Source organism: Streptomyces sp. NBC_00239, from assembly GCF_036194065.1.
Classification (GTDB): Bacteria; Actinomycetota; Actinomycetes; order Streptomycetales; family Streptomycetaceae; genus Streptomyces.
This window is the reverse complement of the sequence record NZ_CP108095.1, coordinates 4,416,863-4,435,559: the sequence shown is the minus strand read 5'-3', so window position 1 is coordinate 4,435,559 and position 18,697 is coordinate 4,416,863. Positions and strand designations below refer to the sequence as shown.

Here is an 18,697-nt window from a genome sequence, read left to right as displayed (position 1 = left end):
GATCACGCCGGAATAAGGCAGATCGTCCACAGCGTCCTCGCTGTAGTGTTGCCTGCCAGATCCGAAGACCTGCCAGGACTTTTTCAAAGGAACCTCAACTCACCGAAGTGAGTCGGGGTATCAACTTCTGGCGTTGATTTTTGGCACGCTGTTGAGTTCTCAAGGTGCGGACGCTTCCTTTGTACTGACCCTCTCGGGCTTTCCTCCGGGCGCTTCCTTCGTTCTTGCGTTTCCGACTCTATCAGACTCTTTCGGGCCCGACTTCCTCGGCGCTTTCCAGGTTCTTCGCTTTCGCGTTTTCCCTTTCCGGCGGTTCCGACTCTATCAGATCCTTTCGGGCCTGACTCCCAGTCAGCGGGGTTTGTCTTCCGGGCTGTTGGGCCCTTCCGACTCCCGAACTCTAGCGGATTTCCCGGACGACCCGAAATCGGGTCTCGGTCGTGAATTCAGGCATGCCGAATTCACTCCCGCTGGGAGATCGTGCTGTGTTGGGTTGCCGCGATGAAGCGGCGGATCGTCATCGCAGAACCGTTCCGGCTCGGGGACAACTCGAAGTACCTTACGGATCCCGCGGGGCCGTGTCAACCTCCGGGGCGGGCCCGGGGATCACCCCCCGATCAGCCCTTCGCCTGGAGGTCCTCCACGCGGTCCAGCAGGCGGGTCAGCATGTCACCGAGGGCGCCGCGCTCCTGCGTGGAGAGGTCCTGGAGGAGGTCCTCCTCGAAGATGGTCGCCGCCCGCATCGCGTCGAGCCACTTGCTGCGGCCCTCGGCGGTGAGCTCCACGATCACGCGGACCCGATTGTTCTCGTCCCGCTCCCGGGTGACCAGACCCTCGGCCGTCATCCGGTCGATGCGGTGGGTCATCGCGGCCGGCGTCAGGCCCAGCTGCTTGGCCAGCTCGCTCGGGCCCATCCGGTAGGGCGCACCGGAGATGACGAGGGCCTTGAGGACCTCCCACTCCGCGTTGCTGATGCCCAGGGCCGCGGTCTGGCGCCCGTACGCGACGTTCATGCGGCGGTTGAGGCGGCTGAGCGCCGAGACCACCTTCTCGACCTGGGGGTCGAGGTCCTGGAATTCGCGCTGGTAGACGGCGATCTGCTCGTCGAGGCTCGGCTCGCTCACGCCTTCGTTGCCCGCTGTGTCGGGGGAGTCACCCATGCCGCGAAGTATGGCACGACCCTGGTTGCCATCTAACTCCTTCGATGTGTACTCTTAACCATCGAACTTTAGTATTGAAGTCTTCAGCTCTAAGGGCAGGTGAAAAATGACCAAGGTGATGGGCGCCGCGATGCGGCGGATCCAGGCGGGCAACGCACTGACCGCGTTCGGGATCGGATTCACGGTTCCGTTCCTCTACATCTACGTGGCTCAGGTGCGCGGTCTGGGTACTGCGACGGCGACCTCCGCGTTCATCGCCTTCGCGCTCGGCGCGCTGGTCGCGCTGCCCTTCACCGGTCGGGTCATCGACCGCCGCGGCCCGGTCCCCGTGGTCATCGGCGCGGCGGTCCTCGCCTCCCTCGGCGCGCTCTCCCTCGGTCTCTCGAACGCCGCGGTGCCGATCCTGCTGTCCGCGCTGGCGCTCGGCGCCGGCCAGGCCGTCATGCAGCCGGCCCTCGCCACGATGATCGTGTGGTGCTCCACCCCGGCCACCCGTACCCGGTCCTTCGCCCTGCAGTTCTTCATGCAGAACCTCGGCCTCGGCATCGGCGGGCTGATCGGCGGCCAGATCGTCGACGTGAACCGGCCGGGCAGCTTCACCCTGCTCTTCGCCATCGAGGCCGTGATGTTCCTGGTGCTGGCCGGCGTCATCGCCAGCGTCCGGATGCCGCACGTCCCGGCCATCAAGGACGCCCGGCCGAAGGACCCGGCCCAGGCGGGCGGCGGCTGGCAGCGGCTGCTGCGCCACAAGGCGATGGTCCAGCTGTGCGTGCTGGGCTTCGTCCTCTTCTTCGCCTGCTACGGACAGTTCGAGTCGGGCCTGGCCGCCTTCGGCACCGAGGCCGCGGGCATCTCCCCCGCCACCCTCGGCTTCGCGCTCGCCGCCAACACCGGCGCGATCGTGATCGCCCAGTTCGTCGTGCTGCGGCTCGTCGAGAAGCGGCGCCGGTCCCGGGTCATCGCCCTGGTCGGTCTGATCTGGACGGTCGCCTGGGTGATCGCCGGGTTCTCCGGCCTCGGCCACGGCAGCGCCGTGATGGCCGCCGGCGCGTTCATCACGACGTACGCGCTCTTCGGGATCGGCGAGGCGATGCTGTCTCCGACCGTGGCGCCGCTGGTCGCCGACCTCGCCCCCGAGGGCTCGGTCGGGCAGTACAACTCGGCGTTCGCGCTGGTCAAGCAGATGGCGCTGGCGCTTGGGCCGCTGGGCGTGCCGGTCGGTGCGGGACTGCCCATGGTCTACATCGGCGTCTTCGTCCTCGTCTCGCTCGGCATCTGCTTCCTCGCGTTGCGGCTGGGGCGGCAGCTGACTGCCGTGCAGGACAACCCGTCGCTGGCCAAGCCGGCCCGCGCGGCAACCACCCCCCACTCCGCCGAGCCCGTCCCCGCGTAACCCCCGCGCCTCCAGCCCCGCCGACTGCCCGAGGGGCAACACACAGCCTTGCCGCCGTGCCGGAGGCGGCTCAGCCGTGGCGGCCGATTCAGCCCCTCCGGCGCTTGAGGAGCGGGTCCGGGCAGAGCCCGGTGCCCGGCGCCAGCCGGGTTGCAGTCTTGGGGCTCCGCCCCAAACCCCGCGCCTCAAACGCCGGCGAGGCTGGGAATTGCGGCCCAGGGCACGGGCGAGGCCGGGGTGGGCCCTGCCCGGGCCCGCGCCTCAAACGCCGGCGAGGCTGGGTTTGCCGCACGCAACGCCGGCAAGCCCGGGAGTTGCACCCCAAGGCGCCGGCGAGGCTGGAAACTGCGCCCCAGGGGTCCGGTCAGGGCGGGCGGGTCAGGGGGCCGGGAGGGCGAATTCGCACCAGACGGCTTTGCCGCCGCCCGGGGTGCGGCGGGAACCCCAGGACGAGGCGATCGTCGCGACGATCGAGATACCGCGCCCCGCCTCGTCCGCCGGCTCCGCCCGCCGCCGCCGCGGCAGGTGGTCGTCGCCGTCGGTGACCTCGATGATCAGGCGGCGGTCGGTGCGCCGCAGGCGCAGCCGCATCGGCGGGGTGCCGTGCTGCAGGGAGTTCGCCACCAGTTCGCTGGCCGCCAGCACCCCGAGGTCGCACAGCTCCACGGGGAACCGCCACGAGGCCAGGACGCCCTGGGCGAAGGCCCGCGCGCGGGGGGCGGCCTCGATGCCGCCGAGGAGCTCCAGGGCCGCGTTGTGGAACAGCTCCGCGTCCGCCCCGCTGCGCGTCGGATGCTGGAGCACCAGCACCGCCACGTCGTCGTCGTGGTCGGCGCCGACGCCCAGGGCCCGCATCAGCCGGTCGCAGATCACCTGCGGGGTGCCCGTCGCCCCGGACAGGGCGCGTTCCAGCGCGGCCACGCCCTCGTCGATGTCCTCGCCGCGCCGCTCGACGAGACCGTCCGTATAGAGGACGGCGGTGGCGCCGGGGCCGATCGCGATGGTGCCCGAGGAGTGCAGCCAGCCGCCGGTGCCGAGCGGCGGACCGGTGGCCCCGTCGGCGCGGCGGACCGTGCCGTCCTCGTCGCGTACGAGGATCGGCAGGTGGCCGGCGGACGCGTACACCAGCCGGCCCTCGTTCGGATCGTGCACCGCGTACACGCAGGTGGCGATCTGGCTGGCGTCGATCTCCGCGGCCAGGCCGTCGAGGAGCTGGAGCACCTCGTGCGGCGGCAGGTCGAGGCGGGCGTACGCGCGGACCGCGGTGCGCAGCTGGCCCATGACGGCGGCGGCGCGGACCCCGCGGCCCATCACGTCGCCGATGACGAGTGCGGTGCGCCCGGCCCCCAGCGTGATCACGTCGTACCAGTCCCCGCCGACGGCGGCCTCGGTGCCGCCCGGCTGGTAGGTGGCGGCGATCCGCAGGTCGTCGGGCTCCTCCAGCTCCTGCGGGAGCAGAGAGCGCTGGAGGGTGACGACGGCCTCGCGCTGGCGGCGCTCGGCGGCGCGGAGCCGGTCGAGGGCCTCGGCGTGATCGGTGACGTCGGCGAGGTGGACGAGGACGCCGTCGCCCTTCGGGTCGGCGGGCGTGCCGATGCCGGTGACCGGGGTGCAGGTGACGGTGTACGAGCTGCCGTCGGGTGCCGTGCGGTTCTTGACCGTACGCGGCTTGCCGCTGCGCAGGACCTGGTCGAGGAGGGGGAGGAGGCCGAGTTCGTCGAGTTCGGGGAGCGCCTCGTGGGCGGGGGCGCCGAGCGGGCGGGGGCCGAACCCGGTGGTGTAGGCCTCGTTGACGTACGCGATGTGGTGGTCGGGGCCGTGGACGAGGGCGACGAGGGCGGGCAGCCGGCCCAGCACCTCGCGGACGGAGAGTTCGTCGAGGGAGGGGACGGTGACGACGGCGCCGCCGGTGCCGCCGCCCGTGCCGGTCCCGCAGACCGTGGGTTCGGCGGGACGGCCGTCCTGGGCGGCGGCGGGTACGGCGGCGTCGGTGTGCTCACCTCGGGCCGCGGGGACGGAGCCCTCGCCGCGCTTGGCCTGGGCCGCGGCGTGCGCGGACCGGGCTGCGGCGCGGCGCTGCGTTCCTGGGAACCGGGCGCTCCAGCGCGTGAAGTTCACTGCGTTCAAGCCTCGTGGTGTCGCTCGTGGTCGCTGTGTCGCTGGCGGGGTGCCCCGGGCGGAGCCGGAGGGTACCGGTGCGGGGCGGGGCCGCCCGAGCCAGGGGTCGCTCGTGCGGGGTCACTCTGTGCAGGTGTCAGCACACCTATGGTCACACGCCCAGTGGGGCCGACCGCACTGACGGCGTCAGTCCGCGGGCTTGGGCGAGGGTGCCTCGGGGGGTTTCTTGGGGCCGCCACCGGCCGCGAGTTCGAATTCGGCCCGCGGGTGTTCGAGGGAGCCGAGGGAGACGATCTCGCGCTTGAACAGGCCGGACAGCGTCCATTCGGCCAGCACCCGCATCTTGCGGTTGAAGGTGGGGACGCGGCTGAGGTGGTAGGCGCGGTGCATCAGCCAGGCGGGGTAGCCCTTGAGTTTGCGGCCGTAGACGTGGGCGACGCCCTTGTGGAGGCCGAGGGAGGCGACGGAGCCGACGTAGCCGTGCGCGTAGTCCGTGAGGGGTTCGCCGCGCAGGGAGGCGATGACGTTGTCGGCGAGGACCTTGGCCTGGCGGACGGCGTGCTGGGCGTTGGGGGCGCATTCGCGGACGGTTTCTCCCCCGGAGCCTTCGGCCTGGGAGGTGCCCCCGGCCGTGGTGTCGGGGACGGCGGCGGCGTCACCGGCGGCCCAGGCGTGCTCGGCGCCGTCGATGCCGAGGCGGGCCGTGCAGCGCAGCCGGCCGCGCTCGTTGAGCGGCAGGTCGGTGGCGGCGAGCAGCGGGTGCGGTTTGACGCCGGCGGTCCACACGACCGTACGGGTCGGGAAGCGCGAGCCGTCGCTGAGGACGGCGACGCGGTCGGCGCAGGACTCCAGGCGGGTCTCCAGCCGGACGTCGATGTTGCGGCCGCGCAGTTCCCGGACGGTGTACTGGCCCATCTCGGGTCCGACTTCGGGGAGGATCCGGTCGCTGGCCTCGACGAGCACCCATTTCATGTCGTCGGCCTTGACGTTGTGGTAGTAGCGGGCGGCGTAGCGGGCCATGTCCTCCAGCTCGCCGAGCGCTTCGACCCCGGCGTAGCCGCCGCCGACGAACACGAAGGTGAGGGCGGCGTCGCGGACGTGCGGATCGCGCGTCGAGGAGGCGATGTCCATCTGCTCGATGACGTGGTTGCGCAGACCGATGGCCTCTTCGACGGTCTTGAAGCCGATGGCGTAGTCGGCGAGGCCCGGGATGGGCAGGGTGCGCGAGATCGAGCCGGGCGCGAGGACGAGTTCGTCGTACTCGATCTCGACGGCGCCGGTGCCCTCCTCCTCGGTGGCGAGGGTGGTGACGGTGGCGGTGCGCTTGGCGTGGTCGATGCTGCGGGCCTCGCCGATGACGATCCGGCACTTGCCGAGGACGCGGCGCAGCGGCACCACGACGTGCCGGGGCGAGATGGAGCCGGCGGCCGCCTCGGGCAGGAAGGGCTGGTACGTCATGTAGGGCTCGGGGGTCACGACGGTGACCTCGGCTTCGTCCGCCCTGAGTCTGCGCTGGAGGCGCAGGGCGGTGTACATCCCGACGTAGCCGCCGCCGACGATGAGGATCCGTGCGCGGGGCGAGGTGCCGGGGGCTGTTCCCCGGGAGTCAGCAGCCTTCACCATCCCATGACGCAACGTGGCCGGGACTTTGTCCACAGGCCCGACAGATTGTGTGACCGAAGGCCACCCCTGCCAGGGGCCCTGAAGGACCCCGAAGTGCGGGGGAATCGTGCAGGTCAGATGGGTCGGACGGGGTGATTCCGGGTGCCCGGACCGGAAAAGTGGGGGCGAATGCTCCGATCGGGCGGTGGTCCATACGGAGCTGCCTCTTCTGAATTGACTCTGGCTCAACTATGTTCGTAGTTCGCCGGGTGCGTCGGCCGGGGCTCAGCTGACCGCGGCCCTCCTGGCGAGAAAGCGGGGATGTCTCCGGGGGGAGACATGAAGATTGACGGGGGATACACATGCATATTTCGGATTTCCATGGATCGGCGACGGCGCTCTCGACCGAGGCGCCCGGCCGTGCGATCGCAGGTGGCGCGGGGATAGGCCGCTCCACTCCGCTGCGCGTGGACGCGCAGCGCAACCTGGAGCACGTCCTGCGCGCCGCGCGTGAGGTGTTCGGCGAGCTCGGCTACGGGGCGCCGATGGAGGACGTGGCCCGTCGGGCGCGCGTCGGCGTCGGGACGGTCTACCGCCGCTTCCCGAGCAAGGACGTGCTGGTCCGCAGGATCGCCGAGGAGGAGACCGCCCGGCTGACCGAGCAGGCGCGGGCCGCACTGGGCCAGGAGGAGGAGCCGTGGCAGGCGCTGTCGCGCTTCCTGCGGACCTCCGTGGCCTCCGGTGCCGGGCGGCTGCTGCCGCCGCAGGTGCTCCGCGTGGGCGCCGACGAGACGGCCGACGAGGCCGGCGAGGCGGTGGACGCACGCGTCCCGCAGCAGCGCCAGTCGCCGGCGGACGGGACCGGGCAGCCGGACCTGCGCGTGGTCGGCCGGCGGCCGGTGGCCGTCGCCGACCCGGACGACTCGGGCGCCGGAGCGCTGCTGGAGGTCGTCGGCCGGCTGGTCGACCGGGCACGGGCCGCGGGCGAACTGCGGACCGACGTGACCGTGGCAGACGTCCTGCTGGTGATCGCCACGGCGGCGCCCGCGCTGCCGGACCCGGCACACCAGGCGGCGGCGTCTTCGCGGCTGCTCGACATCCTGCTCGAAGGCCTGCGCTCCCGCTAGGCCGTCTCTTCCGGAGACGACCTGGGGGCCGTGGCCCTGCCGGTCCCGCCGGGGGCCTGCGGTCATTGGGGCGACAACGACACCGGGCACTGCTCCTCATCCGTTCGGGCGATCCGTTCGCGCGCTCGAACGGATGAGGGGCGACACGGCGATGCGCCGGATCGTGCTCGGATGAGTGGATACCGCGCAGAGGGGTACGTCCGGCGTGCCCTCTATGCCACTCTTTTCCGGTGTACGGGTCCGAGGGTGTCGTGCGGGGGCTTCCGCGATGAGCGTTGACGAGCGGGACGAGTCACTCGGTGGCGCCGCAGCCGAGACCGATGCCGGGACGGGAGCGGTGACCGGAGCCGGGGCCATCGGGCTGCCGGCCCGCCAGGTACCGGCCCAGCGGGAATCGGGCAGCGGCGCCACCACAGCCGAACTCCCGCCCTCCGACGGCGACTTGATCGCACGGATGCGCGCCGGAGACGACGGGGCGTACGAGGAGCTGTTCCGCCGGCACGCCGATGCCGTGCGCCGCTACGCCCGCACCTGCTGCCGGGACGCGCACACCGCCGACGACCTGACCGCCGAGGTGTTCGCGCGGACCCTTCAGGCCGTACGCGGCGGAGCCGGGCCCGACCAGGCGGTCCGCGCGTACCTCCTCACCACCGTGCGGCGGGTCGCCGCCGCCTGGACGAAGACCGCCAAGCGGGAGCAACTCGTCGAGGACTTCGCCGTGTTCGCCGAACAGGCGGCCCGCGGGGCCGAAGCCGGCGCGGCCGCGGCGGCGGACAGCGTCGAACGGGGCGCCGACGTACGGGCGATGGAAGGGGCCGAGCAGACGCTGGCCATGCGGGCGTTCCGCAGCCTGCCCGAGCGGTGGCAGGCCGTGCTGTGGCACACCACCGTCGAGGACTCCTCGCCCAGCGCCATCGCCCCGCTGTTCGGGCTGAGCCCCAACGCCACCGCCGTACTTGCCAGCCGGGCCCGCGAAGGGCTCAAGCAGGCCTACCTCCAGGCCCATGTCAGCGCCGCCCTCAGCCAGGGCGGGGACTGCGCGCAGCACGCCGACCGGCTCGGCGCGTACGCCCGCGGCGGCCTGCGGATGCGGGCGGAGCGCGGGCTGCGCAAGCACCTGGAGGAGTGCGCGAAGTGCCGGCTGGCGGCCGGCGAACTCAAGGACGTCAACGCGGGCATCCCGGCGCTGCTGCCGGTCGCCGTCATCGGCTGGTTCGCCGCCGGGTACGCCGTGAAGGCCGCCGGCGTGGTGGCCGGCGGGGCCGTGGCCGCGGGCGGAGCGGGCGCCGCGGCGGCCGCGACGGGTGCCGGCGGGGCGGCCGGGGCGAGTGCGGGGGGTGCGGCCGGGGCGGGCGCGGCCGCGGGCGGGGCAGGTGCCGGGGGCTCCGGGGCCGGGGCCGCGGCCGCCTCCGAGGGCATCGGGATGCCGGCGAAGGCCGCCGTCGCGGCCGGCCTCGCCGTGGCCACCGCCGCCGGGATCGTCTTCGCCTTCGTCGGCGACGACCAGCCGCAGCCCGTCGCGAAGCCGAAGCCGAGCCTGGCCGCGCCGGTGCTCCCGGCCGAACCCGAGCCGCCCGCGCCCACTCCTCCGCCGGTCCGGCGCAGCGCGCCGGCCGCGCCCGCGGCGCCGCCGGAGACCGAGGCGCCGAGGGCGCCGAAGCCGTCGCTCACCCCGAGGCGGACCGCGGCCGCGCCCCGGCCGAGCCCGCGGCCGTCGTCCCCGCGGCCCGCCCGGCCCGCGCCCAGCCGGCCGCCGGTGGTGGTGTCGCCGCCCTCGCCCAAGCCGCCGAAGCCGACGCCGACGCCGAGCCCGCCGCGGGCGCCGCGCTCGTACCCGCTGTCCTCGCTGGCGTACTCGGTGTTCGGTGACCACACCGGGCCCGAACTGCGCACCGGCCGCACCGGGTGGGTGTGGCAGCGCTGGGGCCTGGTGATCGGCGGGCGCGGCCACGAGCAGGGCCTCACCGTGCGGCCCGGCTCCTCGGTCGCCATCGCGCTCAACCGGCCGTGCCGGGTCTTCTCCGCCCGGGTCGGCGTCGACGACATGTCGCTGGGCGCGCGCGGGGCGTTGCGCTTCGCCGTGTACGCGGACGGGGTACGGCTGTGGCGGTCCCCGGCGCTCGCGTCCGGCGACCAGGCGGTCCCGGTGTCCGTGGGCATCGCCGACCGCGCGAACCTCAGGCTGGTCGTCGAACGCGACGGCCCGCACGGCCACCTGCTGCTCGCCGACTGGGCCGACTCCACCATCACCTGCCCCTGACCCCGCGGCACCCGCCCCCCAGCCTCGCCGGGGCAACCCGCAGCCCCTCCGGCGCCCTGGCGCGCCACGTCCAGCCTCCCCGGCAACCCCCAGCCTCGCCAGGGCACCCCCCAGCCCCTCCGGCGTTTGAGGAGCGGGTCCGGGCAGAGCCCGGTGCCCGGCGCCAGCCGGGTTGCAGTCTTGGGGCTCCGCCCCAAACCCCGCGCCTCAAACGCCGGCGAGGCTGGATATGCCCCAGGGCACCGGCAAGGCCGGGAAGTTAGGCCCAGGCCCAAGAAGCTGGGGGTCGGGGCCCGGGCCCAAGGAGCTGGGGGTGGGGGCCCGGGCCCAAGGAGCTGGGGGTGGGGGCCCGGGCACCGACGAGACCGGGGGGGCGGGGCCGGGGGTTAGAGGGCTCGGCGGTGGGGGGTGACGGTGGGGACGGCTCGGCGGCGGGGGGTGGTGGTGCCGGTCCAGCACGTCCCCCGGCGGGACAACAGGCGGCGCAGCCACAGTTCGGTGGAGACCAGTTCCGCGAGCCCGTCCAGCGGAACGGGATGGCCCTCCGCCGCGTCGACCAGCGCCTGCCGGACCACCCGCGCCTCGATCAGCCCCGCATCCGCCAGCAACGGCGCCGCGAACAGGTCGAGGAGGTCGTCGAGCGCGGCCCGCAGTCCGGCCCGGACCGCGGCGGCGGGCTCGCTCTGGTGGGTGGCCCCCCAGCCGGCCGGCAGTTCGCGCACCCCCGTCGCCGACAGCACGCTGCGCAGGACGGCCGCGCGGGCACCCGGCTGGACCCGCAGGGATTCGGGGAGCGCGCGGGCGGCCCGTACCACCTGGTTGTCGAGGAACGGCGCGTGCAGGCGCTGGCTGCGTACCTCCACGGCCTGTTCGAAGACCCGGTGGTCCCCCGCGTGCCGGGCCAGCGCCGCGCGGGCACGCGCCTCGCCGGGTCGCAGCGACAGCGGCGGCCGGCCCGCCGCCACCTCCAAGCGGATCGATACTTCGGCCAGCGCCTCGCCGGTGAGCCAGCGGGCCGCCGGCCCCGGCCGGGACCAGGTCAGCGCGGCCAGCGAGGCCTCCACCGGGCCGGTGTCCGCCAGGTCGTCGAAGGAGTGCTCGCGCAGCCGCGCGGCCGCCTCCCGGATGCCCGCCATGTAAGAAGTGCGCGAAAGCCTGCGGGCGGCGAGGTACACGGTGAACGGCACCGTCATCGACTGCTCCCCCGAGCGGGCCAGGGCCGCGACGGGGCGGACCAGGTGCCGGCGCCGCCGGTCGAGCAGCAGGTCGGCGAGGCGGGCCGGGTGCGCGTCCAGGACCTGCCGGGCGCCGTGGCCGACGAAGTGGTCGGCGCTGCCCGCGGACAGCCGCCGCCGGTTGCGGGCGGCCACCACCAGCGAAGGGCCGGGCTCGTCGGTGAGCGGGCCGGCCAGGTCGACGTACGGGAGCGCCTCCTCGGCGGCGGCGACCACGACGTGGTGCAGGCGGGGGTTGGCGGCGATGGCCCGGGCGCGTTCTAGTTCGTCCTCGCGGCCGTGCGGGGTGGCCAGGTCGTTGAAGGTGACGGCGAGCAGCCGTTCACCGGCGCCGGTGCCGTGGCCCAGGACCGTGCCGGGGACCCCGGGGAGTCCGGCGGCGAGCAGGGCCAGCGTGGCGGATGCGCTGCCGCCGGAGAGGTCGGCGCCGATGCCGGGGGCCGGCGCGCCGCGGGCCGCGCGCCGTTCGGCGGGACCCATGCCGGGTACCGGTCCGGGGTCGTGGACGAGGGCATCGGGCGCATGCCGCGGGGCCGTGAGCCGGGCGCGCACCGCGTCGACGAGTGCTTCGCGCACGCCCTCCACCGCGCGGTCCGCGTCCAGCTGCGGGGCGGCCACGGCGAGGGAGGCGAGGGGCTCGTAGCCGGTGATCTCGCGGGAGCCCTCGCGCAGGATCAGCGCGTGGCCGGGCGGGATCCGGCGGACCCCCGCGTACGGGGTGCCGTCGCCGAGCGCCTCGGGACTGTCGGGGCAGGCCAGCAGCGCGGCGAGGTGGCCGATGTCGAGCTGGGCCTCGATGAGGTCGGCGAGGGGGAGGGCGGCGGTGGCGTAGGCGGTGCCGTTGGCCCAGGGGGTGTAGAAGACGGGGCGGGCGCCCGCCAGGTCGCCGACGACGGTGATGCGGCGGCCGGCCTGGACGACGACGGTGTAGCTGCCGGGCCACTGGGTGAGGTGGCGCAGCGCGCCCCCGCGGGCGGCGTAGAGGGAGCGGCGCAGTTCGGCGTCGGTGGCGGCGCAGCAGCCGAGGACGGCCAGGCGCGTGAAGGGGTCGGCCGGGTCGGCGGTGACGGTGCGGATCTCGTCGGGGCGCCAGTCGCCGACGGCCCACAGCGGATCGGGGTCGCCCCAGAGCAGCTGGGCGCCCACCGGGTGCACGGTGCGGGCGGCGTCCTCGGCGGGCTCGTCGGGCCCGGAGACGTCGGCGAGACCGCCGTGGGCCTGGTCGGCGAGCCGCCCGGCCGTACCGAAGCTGGCGGCGATACTGCTCCAGCCCACCAACCACCGCATCGCGCCGCCTCCACAGACTGTGGACAAGTTGGGGTCCATGCTGCCACGAGACAGGCGTGCGAGAGGGGTTAAGGGGGGCGCACATGCAAACGAACACGCCCCCGCCATGCGGTATTTGGCGTTCCGTTCCCGGCGTCCCATAGGTCGGATTCAGCCATTCTTTCCGGCGTCCGACGGCGTGCGGGGGGCGCGGTCCGGGAGGCGCGGCCCGCCTCCCGGACCGGTCCGCCACCCGCGGGGATTGAGGCGGCGGCGTCCCCCGGCCCGCCGGATCCGTGCAGCGGGCCGACCCACGCACCCCACATCGAATCGCCGCCCCCCTGAGCGGGCCAGAGCGCACGCGCAGGCGCACGGCCACACGGGCGGAGCACGCGGCCACGGATGCGCCCCGGCCACGACTGTGTGCACGGACAACAATCTCGCCATACGGAAGTCGAGCCCTTAACGCTTGGGATGCGGCGAACTACGCTGGGTTTACGAATGCCGGGCGCCTATGCCCGGCGGCCGTATGTGTTCCGTACCGCCGTTCTGCTGCCGTACTGATGTTCCGTCCGGTACGGCCGTTCCGTACGTCCGTACTGCCGTTCCGCATCGCCGTCCGGGCTGCCGCCCGGTGCGGCTGTTCCGTAATGCTGCGTGCTGCGTTCCGCGTGACGAGGGGTGGCGCATGTCCAGGGAGCTCCGCGAGCCGAACGAGAAGCTCGGCACCGTCCTCGCCCTCGCGGGCATCAGCAACGCCGGGCTCGCCCGGCGCGTCAACGACCTCGGCGCACAGCGCGGGCTGACCCTGCGCTACGACAAGACCTCGGTGGCCCGCTGGGTCTCCAAGGGCATGGTGCCGCAGGGCGCCGCCCCCCATCTGATCGCCGCCGCGATCGGCGCCAAGCTCGGCCGGCCGGTCCCGCTGCACGAGATCGGGCTCGCCGACGCGGACCCGGCGCCCGAGGTGGGGCTCGGCTTCCCGCGCGACGTGGCCGGAGCGGTCCGGTCCGCGACCGACCTCTACCGGCTCGACCTCGCGGGGCGCCGTGGCGGTGGCGGGATCTGGCAGTCGCTGGCCGGTTCCTTCTCGGTGGCGGCGTACGCGACCCCCGCCTCGCGGTGGCTGATATCGCCCGCGGACAGCTCGGTGGCGCGGGAGGCCGCGCCGTTACGCCCGCCCGGCCCCGGCAACGGCGTCGGCACCCGCCCCGGCACCGGCACCGGCACCGGACCCCACGCACCGGCCGCGGGCGCGATCGGCGCGTCCGGATTCCCCGGCGCGTCCGGCGGCGGCGCCCAGCCGGCGGCCCGGCCCGCCCACTCCGCGCTGTCCCCCTACCCCGCTCCGTCCGCGCAGCCCACCGAGCCGCTCCCGCTGGACGCCACCGCCCAGCGCGTCGGCCACAGCGACGTCGCCAAGCTGCGCGAGGCCGCCGAGGACGCCCGGCGCTGGGACTCCAAGTACGGTGGCGGCGACTGGCGTTCCTCCATGGTCCCCGAGTGCCTGCGGGTGGACGCGGCGCCGCTGCTGCTCGGCTCGTACTCCGACGAAGTGGGCCGCGCGCTCTTCGGGGCGACCGCCGAACTCACCCGGCTCGCCGGGTGGATGGCCTTCGACACCGGCCAACAGGAGGCCGCCCAGCGCTACTACATCCAGGCCCTGCGGCTGGCCCGCGCCGCCGCGGACGTCCCGCTCGGCGGCTACGTGCTGGCCTCCATGTCCCTCCAGGCGACCTACCGGGACTTCCCCGACGAAGGCGTCGACCTCGCGCAGGCGGCCGCCGAGCGCAACCGCGGGCTCGCCACCGCCCGCACCATGAGCTTCTTCCGGCTGGTCGAGGCCCGGGCGCACGCGAAGGCCGGCGACTCACAGGCCGCCGGGGCCGCGCTGCGCGCCGCGGAGAGCTGGCTGGAGCGCTCCCGGGACGGCGACTGCGACCCGACCTGGCTGGGTTTCTACTCGTACGACCGGTTCGCGGCGGATGCGGCGGAATGCTACCGGGACCTCAAACTCCCCCGCCAGGTCCGGCGCTTCACCGAACAGGCCCTCTCCCGCCCCACCGAGGAGTACGTGCGCTCCCACGGCCTGCGGCTGGTGGTCAGCGCGGTCGCGGAGCTGGAGTCGGGGAACCTGGACGCGGCCTGCGCCCAGGGCACCCGCGCCGTCGAGGTCGCGGGCCGGATCTCCTCGGCCCGCACCACCGAGTACGTACGGGACCTGCTGCACCGGCTCGAACCGTACGGCGACGAGCCGCGCGTCGCGGAGCTGCGCGAGCGGGCGCGCCCGCTGCTGGTGACCCCCGCCTAACGGGATTGTCAGTGCCGGGGTGCAGACTCGGACGTGGGAGGTGGCATGGACTGCGACGTACTGGTGATCGGTGGCGGGATCGTCGGTCTGTCGACCGCGTACGCCCTGTCGCGCCTGGCCCCGGGGACGCGCGTGGTCGTGCTGGAGAAGGAGGCCGGCCCCGCCCGGCACCAGACCGGCCGCAACAGCGGGGTGATCCACAGCGGGATCTACTACCGGCCGGGTTCGCTGAAGGCGCGTTTCGCGGTGCGGGGCGCGGCGGAGATGGTCAAGTTCTGTGCGGAGCACGACATTCCGCACGAAGTGACCGGCAAGCTGATCGTCGCGACCGAACGCGCGGAGCTGCCCCGGCTGCACGCACTGGTCCAGCGCGGCCGGGAGAACGGCATCCCGGTCCGCGAGCTGGGCCCCGCGCAGATCAGCGAGTACGAACCGGAGGTCGCCGGACTCGCCGCGATCCACGTGGGCACGACGGGCATCGTGGACTACGGCCGGGTCGCCGCCCGCCTCGCCGAGGCCTCGGGCGCGGAGATCGTCTACGGCGCCGAGGCCGCACTGATCTCCCGGCGACCCTCGGCCGTCGCCGTGCGCACCACGTCCGGCCTGGTCGTACGGGCCCGCGCGCTGGTGAACTGCGCCGGTCTCCAGTGCGACCGGGTGGCCCGGCTGGCGGGCGACGACCCGGGCATGCGGATCATGCCGTTCCGCGGCGAGTACCACGACCTGGTCCGTCCCGAGCTGGTGCGCGGACTGGTCTATCCGGTGCCGGACCCGGCCTTCCCGTTCCTCGGCGTCCACCTGACCCGCGGCATCGGCGGCGGGGTCCACGTCGGGCCCAACGCAGTGCCGGCCCTCGCCCGCGAGGGGTACCGCTGGGGCACCGTGCGGCCGCGCGACCTCGCGACCCAGCTGGCCTGGCCCGGCACCTGGCGGGTCGCCGGCCGGCACTGGCGGTACGGGACCGGCGAGATCCACCGCTCGCTGTCGAAGCACGCCTTCACCGAGGCGGTCCGCCGGCTGCTCCCCGCGGTCACCGAGGCCGACCTGCGGCCCGCGACCGCCGGGGTGCGCGCGCAGGCGGTGCTGCGCGACGGCACCCTCGTCGACGACTTCCTGATCCGCGAGGCCCCGCGCACGGTGCACGTCCTGAACGCCCCCTCCCCGGCGGCCACGGCGTCCCTCCCCATCGGCCGCGAAATAGCCCGCCGGGCCCTGACCGCGGCCGCCGGCTGACCCGTACGCGCGCCGCGGCGGGCGGGCCACGGCGTGCCGGGGCGGGGGGTGGACCGTAGAATCGGGGGCACTGTGTCTGAGTCCCTGAACCCCCAGCCCGACGCCTCCTACACCGCCCCCCGCTGGCGCACGGAGCCGCGCTTCCCCGACGGCCCTTCGCCCGACCCCGCCGGTTCGCACCACGAGCGCCGGATCCGCAGCTTCCAGCCGCGGCGCAGCCGGGTGAGCTCGACCCAGGACGACGCCCTGCGGCGGCTCTGGGGCACCTGGGGCTTCGACATCGACGGGCGCGAGGTCCTCGACCTCGGCAAGCTCTTCGACGGCCGCCCCGTGGTCCTGGAGATCGGCTTCGGCATGGGCGAGGCGACCGCCCAGATGGCCGCGGACGACCCGGACACCGGCATCCTCGCCGCCGACGTGCACACCCCCGGCCAGGGCAACCTGCTCGCCCTCGCCGAGCGGGGCGGCCTCACCAACATCCGCGTGGCCAACGGCGACGCGATCATCCTGCTCCGCGAGATGCTGCCGCCGGCCTCGCTCGCCGGGCTGCGCGTGTACTTCCCGGACCCCTGGCCCAAGGCGCGCCACCACAAGCGGCGCCTGATCCAGCCGGAGTTCCTCACGCTGGCCGCCACCCGCCTCGCGCCGGGTGCGCTGCTGCACTGCGCGACGGACTGGGAGGACTACGCCGAGCAGATGCTCGAAGTCCTCACCGCACACCCGGACTTCGAGAACACGCAGGAGGACGGCGGGTACGCGCCCCGGCCCGCGTTCCGGCCGTTCACCCGGTTCGAGGGCCAGGGCATCGACAAGGGGCACGTCGTACACGACCTGCTCTTCCGGCGTCAGCAGAACTGAAAACCCCGCCTCCGCGAGCGACCCCGCTGGCTAGGGTCGTCACGTGTTCCGGGCGTTCTCAGACACTTCGCACACCCCGGCCCGGGTCCGCGTCCCGGCCCGGGGCCACGCCCTGGTCCGGGTCCGCGTCCCGTTCCGGGTCCGCACCCTGGTGCCGGCCTGCGTGCTCGCGACCGCCGGGGTGCTGATCCTCGGGATGGTGCGGGAGCAGACCGGCACCCCGGGCTTCCTGGTGGGGCTCGGGCTCGCGGTCCTGCCGGTGCCGCCGCTGATGGCGGCGTTCCGATGGCTCGGCGTCCGCGCCCGGCCGTGGCCGCAGCTGGTGTTCTGCTTCGCCTGGGGTGCCTGCGCGGCGGCGCTGATCGCCATAGTGGCCAACAGCTTCGCGACCCGCTGGATAGCCGCGGCCACCGCCGACCCCTACGACGCCGACCAGATCGGCTCCATCGCGATCGCGCCGGTGGTGGAGGAGACCGCGAAGGCGGCCGCACTGCTGCTGGTGCACCTCTTCCGCCGGCGCCGCGCCGGCGGCATCGCGGACGGGCTGGCCCTCGCCGGGTTCACCGCGACCGGCTTCGCGTTCACCGAGAACATCCTCTACCTCGGCAACGCCTTCGGGCAGGACCTGGACAGCGGGACGTCGGTCCCCGACTCCCTCACGGCCGCCACCTTCTTCGTGCGGATCGTGATGTCGCCCTTCGCGCACCCGCTGTTCACGGCACTCACCGGCATCGGATTCGCACTGGCGGCCACCGCCGGCCGCCGGGGCGGCGACGACGGCCCCTCGGCGGAACGCCCGGCCGGCCGCCGGGGACGGCGGCTGCTCCCGCTGCTCGGCCTCGCGCTCGCGATGGCCGTCCACGCCCTGTGGAACAGCTCCTCCGAACTCGGCGAGCACGGCTTCCACTTGGTCTACGGGACGGTGATGGTCCCGGCCTTCGCACTGCTGGTCTGGTTCGCCGTCCGCGTGCGCCGCGCCACGGGCCCGCCCGCCGCCGCCCTCGCGGACCCCGGTCAGGCCGCCGACGCCGGGGCCCCCGGCCCGCCCGCCGCCGTCAGACGCTCAGGCCCTTGCCCTGCAGCCACGCCAGCGGATCCTGGGCCACCCCGCCCGTCCGCACCTCCAGGTGCAGGTGCGCGCCCGTGACGTTGCCGGTGGCGCCGACCCGGCCGATGGTCTCGCCCGTGGCCACCGTGCCCGAGGTCGCGGACATCGAGGACAGGTGGCAGTACCAGATCTCCGTACCGTCCTGGAGGCGCAGCACGATCCGGTAGCCGTACGCGCCCGACCAACCGGCCGACACGATCGTGCCGCCGTGCACGGCCTTGACCGGGGTGCCCGTAGGGGCGGCGAAGTCGAGGCCGGTGTGGTGGCCGGAAGACCACATCGAACCGGAGTCGCCGAAGTGCGAGGTGAGCGTGTACGAGCTGGTGGGCAGCGCGTAGGCGCCGGCGAGCTTCGCCAGCCGCGCCTCCTCGGCCTGCTCCTCCGCCTTCCGCTCGGCCTCGGCCGCGGCCCGGGCCTTCTCCTCGGCGGCGGCGCGCGCGGCTTCCTTCGCGGCTTCCTCGGCGGCCTTGCGGGCGGCCTCCCGGTGCTGGGCGGCCTCCTTCGCCGCGGCTTCCTCGGCGGCCTTCGCGGCCGCCTGCTTGGCCTCGGCGGCCGCGGCGTCGGCCTGCGACTCGGCCTGCTGGAGGATGCGGTTGCGCAGCGCCTCACCCGCGTCGGTGCCCGACTCGGCCTGGTCCGGGGCGACTCCGGCGGTGGTCAGCGGGGCGGCGACGGACACGGTGTCCGGCACCTGGCCGGCGGTCCGCTCCCCGTCGACGAAGGAGGTCGCGGAATCCGCGAACTCCCCGATCTCCCCGGACACTCCGGAGAGCATCGAGGGCATGGATATGGAGACCTGCGGGCGGTCCTGCGCGCTGGCGATCCCACCCGCGCCGACGGCGGCGATGACACCGACACCGAGCACGGTCGAGCTGCGGGCGAGGCCGCCGCGCTGCTTGGCCACGCGGTGCCGGCCCCGGGCGGGCCGTACGGAGTCCTCGGTGGGGTTCCACTCGCCCCAGGCACCCGCGTGGGGGCCGTCGAAGCTCTCGGGGGCCTCGGGGGCAGGCGTGTTGGACGCCACGG

The 18,697-nt window shown here is 74.3% G+C and carries 11 protein-coding genes and 1 pseudogene; 7 read left to right on the top strand and 5 right to left on the bottom strand.

Annotation, left to right across the window (positions count from 1 at the left end; all coding sequences use genetic code 11):
- Positions 1-617: 617 nt before the first annotated feature.
- On the bottom strand, positions 618-1,160 hold the full coding sequence (locus OG764_RS19625) for a MarR family winged helix-turn-helix transcriptional regulator (RefSeq protein ID WP_328969716.1): 543 nt from the start codon (positions 1,158-1,160) through the stop codon (positions 618-620).
- 106 nt (positions 1,161-1,266) lie between these two features.
- Between OG764_RS19625 and OG764_RS19620 the strand changes: the two genes are divergently transcribed.
- Positions 1,267-2,553 (top strand): MFS transporter, encoded by a 1,287-nt coding sequence (locus tag OG764_RS19620; RefSeq protein ID WP_328969715.1) that lies wholly within the window; start codon positions 1,267-1,269, stop codon positions 2,551-2,553.
- 378 nt (positions 2,554-2,931) lie between these two features.
- Here the strand turns inward: OG764_RS19620 and OG764_RS19615 are convergent, their stop codons facing one another.
- Both OG764_RS19615 and OG764_RS19610 read right to left on the bottom strand, forming a co-directional pair.
- On the bottom strand, positions 2,932-4,671 hold the full coding sequence (locus tag OG764_RS19615; RefSeq protein WP_328973076.1) for an ATP-binding SpoIIE family protein phosphatase: 1,740 nt from the start codon (positions 4,669-4,671) through the stop codon (positions 2,932-2,934).
- A 186-nt stretch (positions 4,672-4,857) separates the two neighbouring features.
- The gene (locus tag OG764_RS19610) at positions 4,858-6,294 is read right to left on the bottom strand and encodes an NAD(P)/FAD-dependent oxidoreductase (RefSeq protein ID WP_328969714.1); all 1,437 of its coding nucleotides are present in this window, start codon (positions 6,292-6,294) and stop codon (positions 4,858-4,860) included.
- A gap of 341 nt (positions 6,295-6,635) precedes the next feature.
- Between OG764_RS19610 and OG764_RS19605 the strand changes: the two genes are divergently transcribed.
- Positions 6,636-7,400 (top strand): TetR/AcrR family transcriptional regulator, encoded by a 765-nt coding sequence (locus OG764_RS19605; RefSeq protein ID WP_328969713.1) that lies wholly within the window; start codon positions 6,636-6,638, stop codon positions 7,398-7,400.
- 268 nt (positions 7,401-7,668) lie between these two features.
- Positions 7,669-9,660 (top strand): sigma-70 family RNA polymerase sigma factor, encoded by a 1,992-nt coding sequence (locus OG764_RS19600; protein WP_328969712.1) that lies wholly within the window; start codon positions 7,669-7,671, stop codon positions 9,658-9,660.
- Positions 9,661-10,046: 386 nt separating this feature from the next.
- On the opposite strand, the gene OG764_RS19595 is transcribed toward OG764_RS19600, so the two are convergent.
- Entirely contained in the window at positions 10,047-12,182 is a 2,136-nt protein-coding gene (locus tag OG764_RS19595) for an asparagine synthase-related protein (protein ID WP_328969711.1), read from the bottom strand.
- A 667-nt stretch (positions 12,183-12,849) separates the two neighbouring features.
- Between OG764_RS19595 and OG764_RS19590 the strand changes: the two genes are divergently transcribed.
- The 4 genes and pseudogenes from OG764_RS19590 to OG764_RS19575 all read left to right on the top strand — a co-directional run.
- Positions 12,850-14,472, top strand: a complete 1,623-nt coding sequence (locus OG764_RS19590) for a sporulation protein (protein WP_328969710.1) — start codon at positions 12,850-12,852, stop codon at positions 14,470-14,472.
- Between the two features lie 45 nt (positions 14,473-14,517).
- On the top strand, positions 14,518-15,705 hold the full coding sequence (gene lhgO / locus OG764_RS19585; RefSeq protein ID WP_328969709.1) for an L-2-hydroxyglutarate oxidase: 1,188 nt from the start codon (positions 14,518-14,520) through the stop codon (positions 15,703-15,705).
- Positions 15,706-15,777: 72 nt separating this feature from the next.
- Positions 15,778-16,563 (top strand): tRNA (guanosine(46)-N7)-methyltransferase TrmB, encoded by a 786-nt coding sequence (gene trmB, locus OG764_RS19580; protein WP_328969708.1) that lies wholly within the window; start codon positions 15,778-15,780, stop codon positions 16,561-16,563.
- Positions 16,564-16,675: 112 nt separating this feature from the next.
- Positions 16,676-17,620: pseudogene (locus OG764_RS19575) on the top strand (PrsW family intramembrane metalloprotease); the annotation flags it as partial.
- Here OG764_RS19575 and OG764_RS19570 read toward each other — a convergent pair.
- Positions 17,619-18,695, bottom strand: coding sequence for a M23 family metallopeptidase (locus tag OG764_RS19570; RefSeq protein WP_328969707.1), 1,077 nt, complete (start codon positions 18,693-18,695; stop codon positions 17,619-17,621). The pseudogene OG764_RS19575 and the gene OG764_RS19570 overlap by 2 nt on opposite strands.
- Positions 18,696-18,697 lie beyond the last annotated feature (2 nt).

What these genes read in the sequence shown, in the direction of transcription:
- OG764_RS19625 (WP_328969716.1), bottom strand. Translation starts at nt 1,160, where the DNA reads ATGGGTGACTCCCCCGACACAGCGGGCAACGAAGGCGTGAGCGAGCCG.
- OG764_RS19620 (WP_328969715.1), top strand. Translation starts at nt 1,267, where the DNA reads ATGACCAAGGTGATGGGCGCCGCGATGCGGCGGATCCAGGCGGGCAAC.
- OG764_RS19610 (WP_328969714.1), bottom strand. Translation starts at nt 6,294, where the DNA reads ATGGTGAAGGCTGCTGACTCCCGGGGAACAGCCCCCGGCACCTCGCCC.
- OG764_RS19605 (WP_328969713.1), top strand. Translation starts at nt 6,636, where the DNA reads ATGCATATTTCGGATTTCCATGGATCGGCGACGGCGCTCTCGACCGAG.
- OG764_RS19600 (WP_328969712.1), top strand. Translation starts at nt 7,669, where the DNA reads ATGAGCGTTGACGAGCGGGACGAGTCACTCGGTGGCGCCGCAGCCGAG.
- OG764_RS19595 (WP_328969711.1), bottom strand. Translation starts at nt 12,182, where the DNA reads ATGCGGTGGTTGGTGGGCTGGAGCAGTATCGCCGCCAGCTTCGGTACG.
- OG764_RS19590 (WP_328969710.1), top strand. Translation starts at nt 12,850, where the DNA reads ATGTCCAGGGAGCTCCGCGAGCCGAACGAGAAGCTCGGCACCGTCCTC.
- lhgO (WP_328969709.1), top strand. Translation starts at nt 14,518, where the DNA reads ATGGACTGCGACGTACTGGTGATCGGTGGCGGGATCGTCGGTCTGTCG.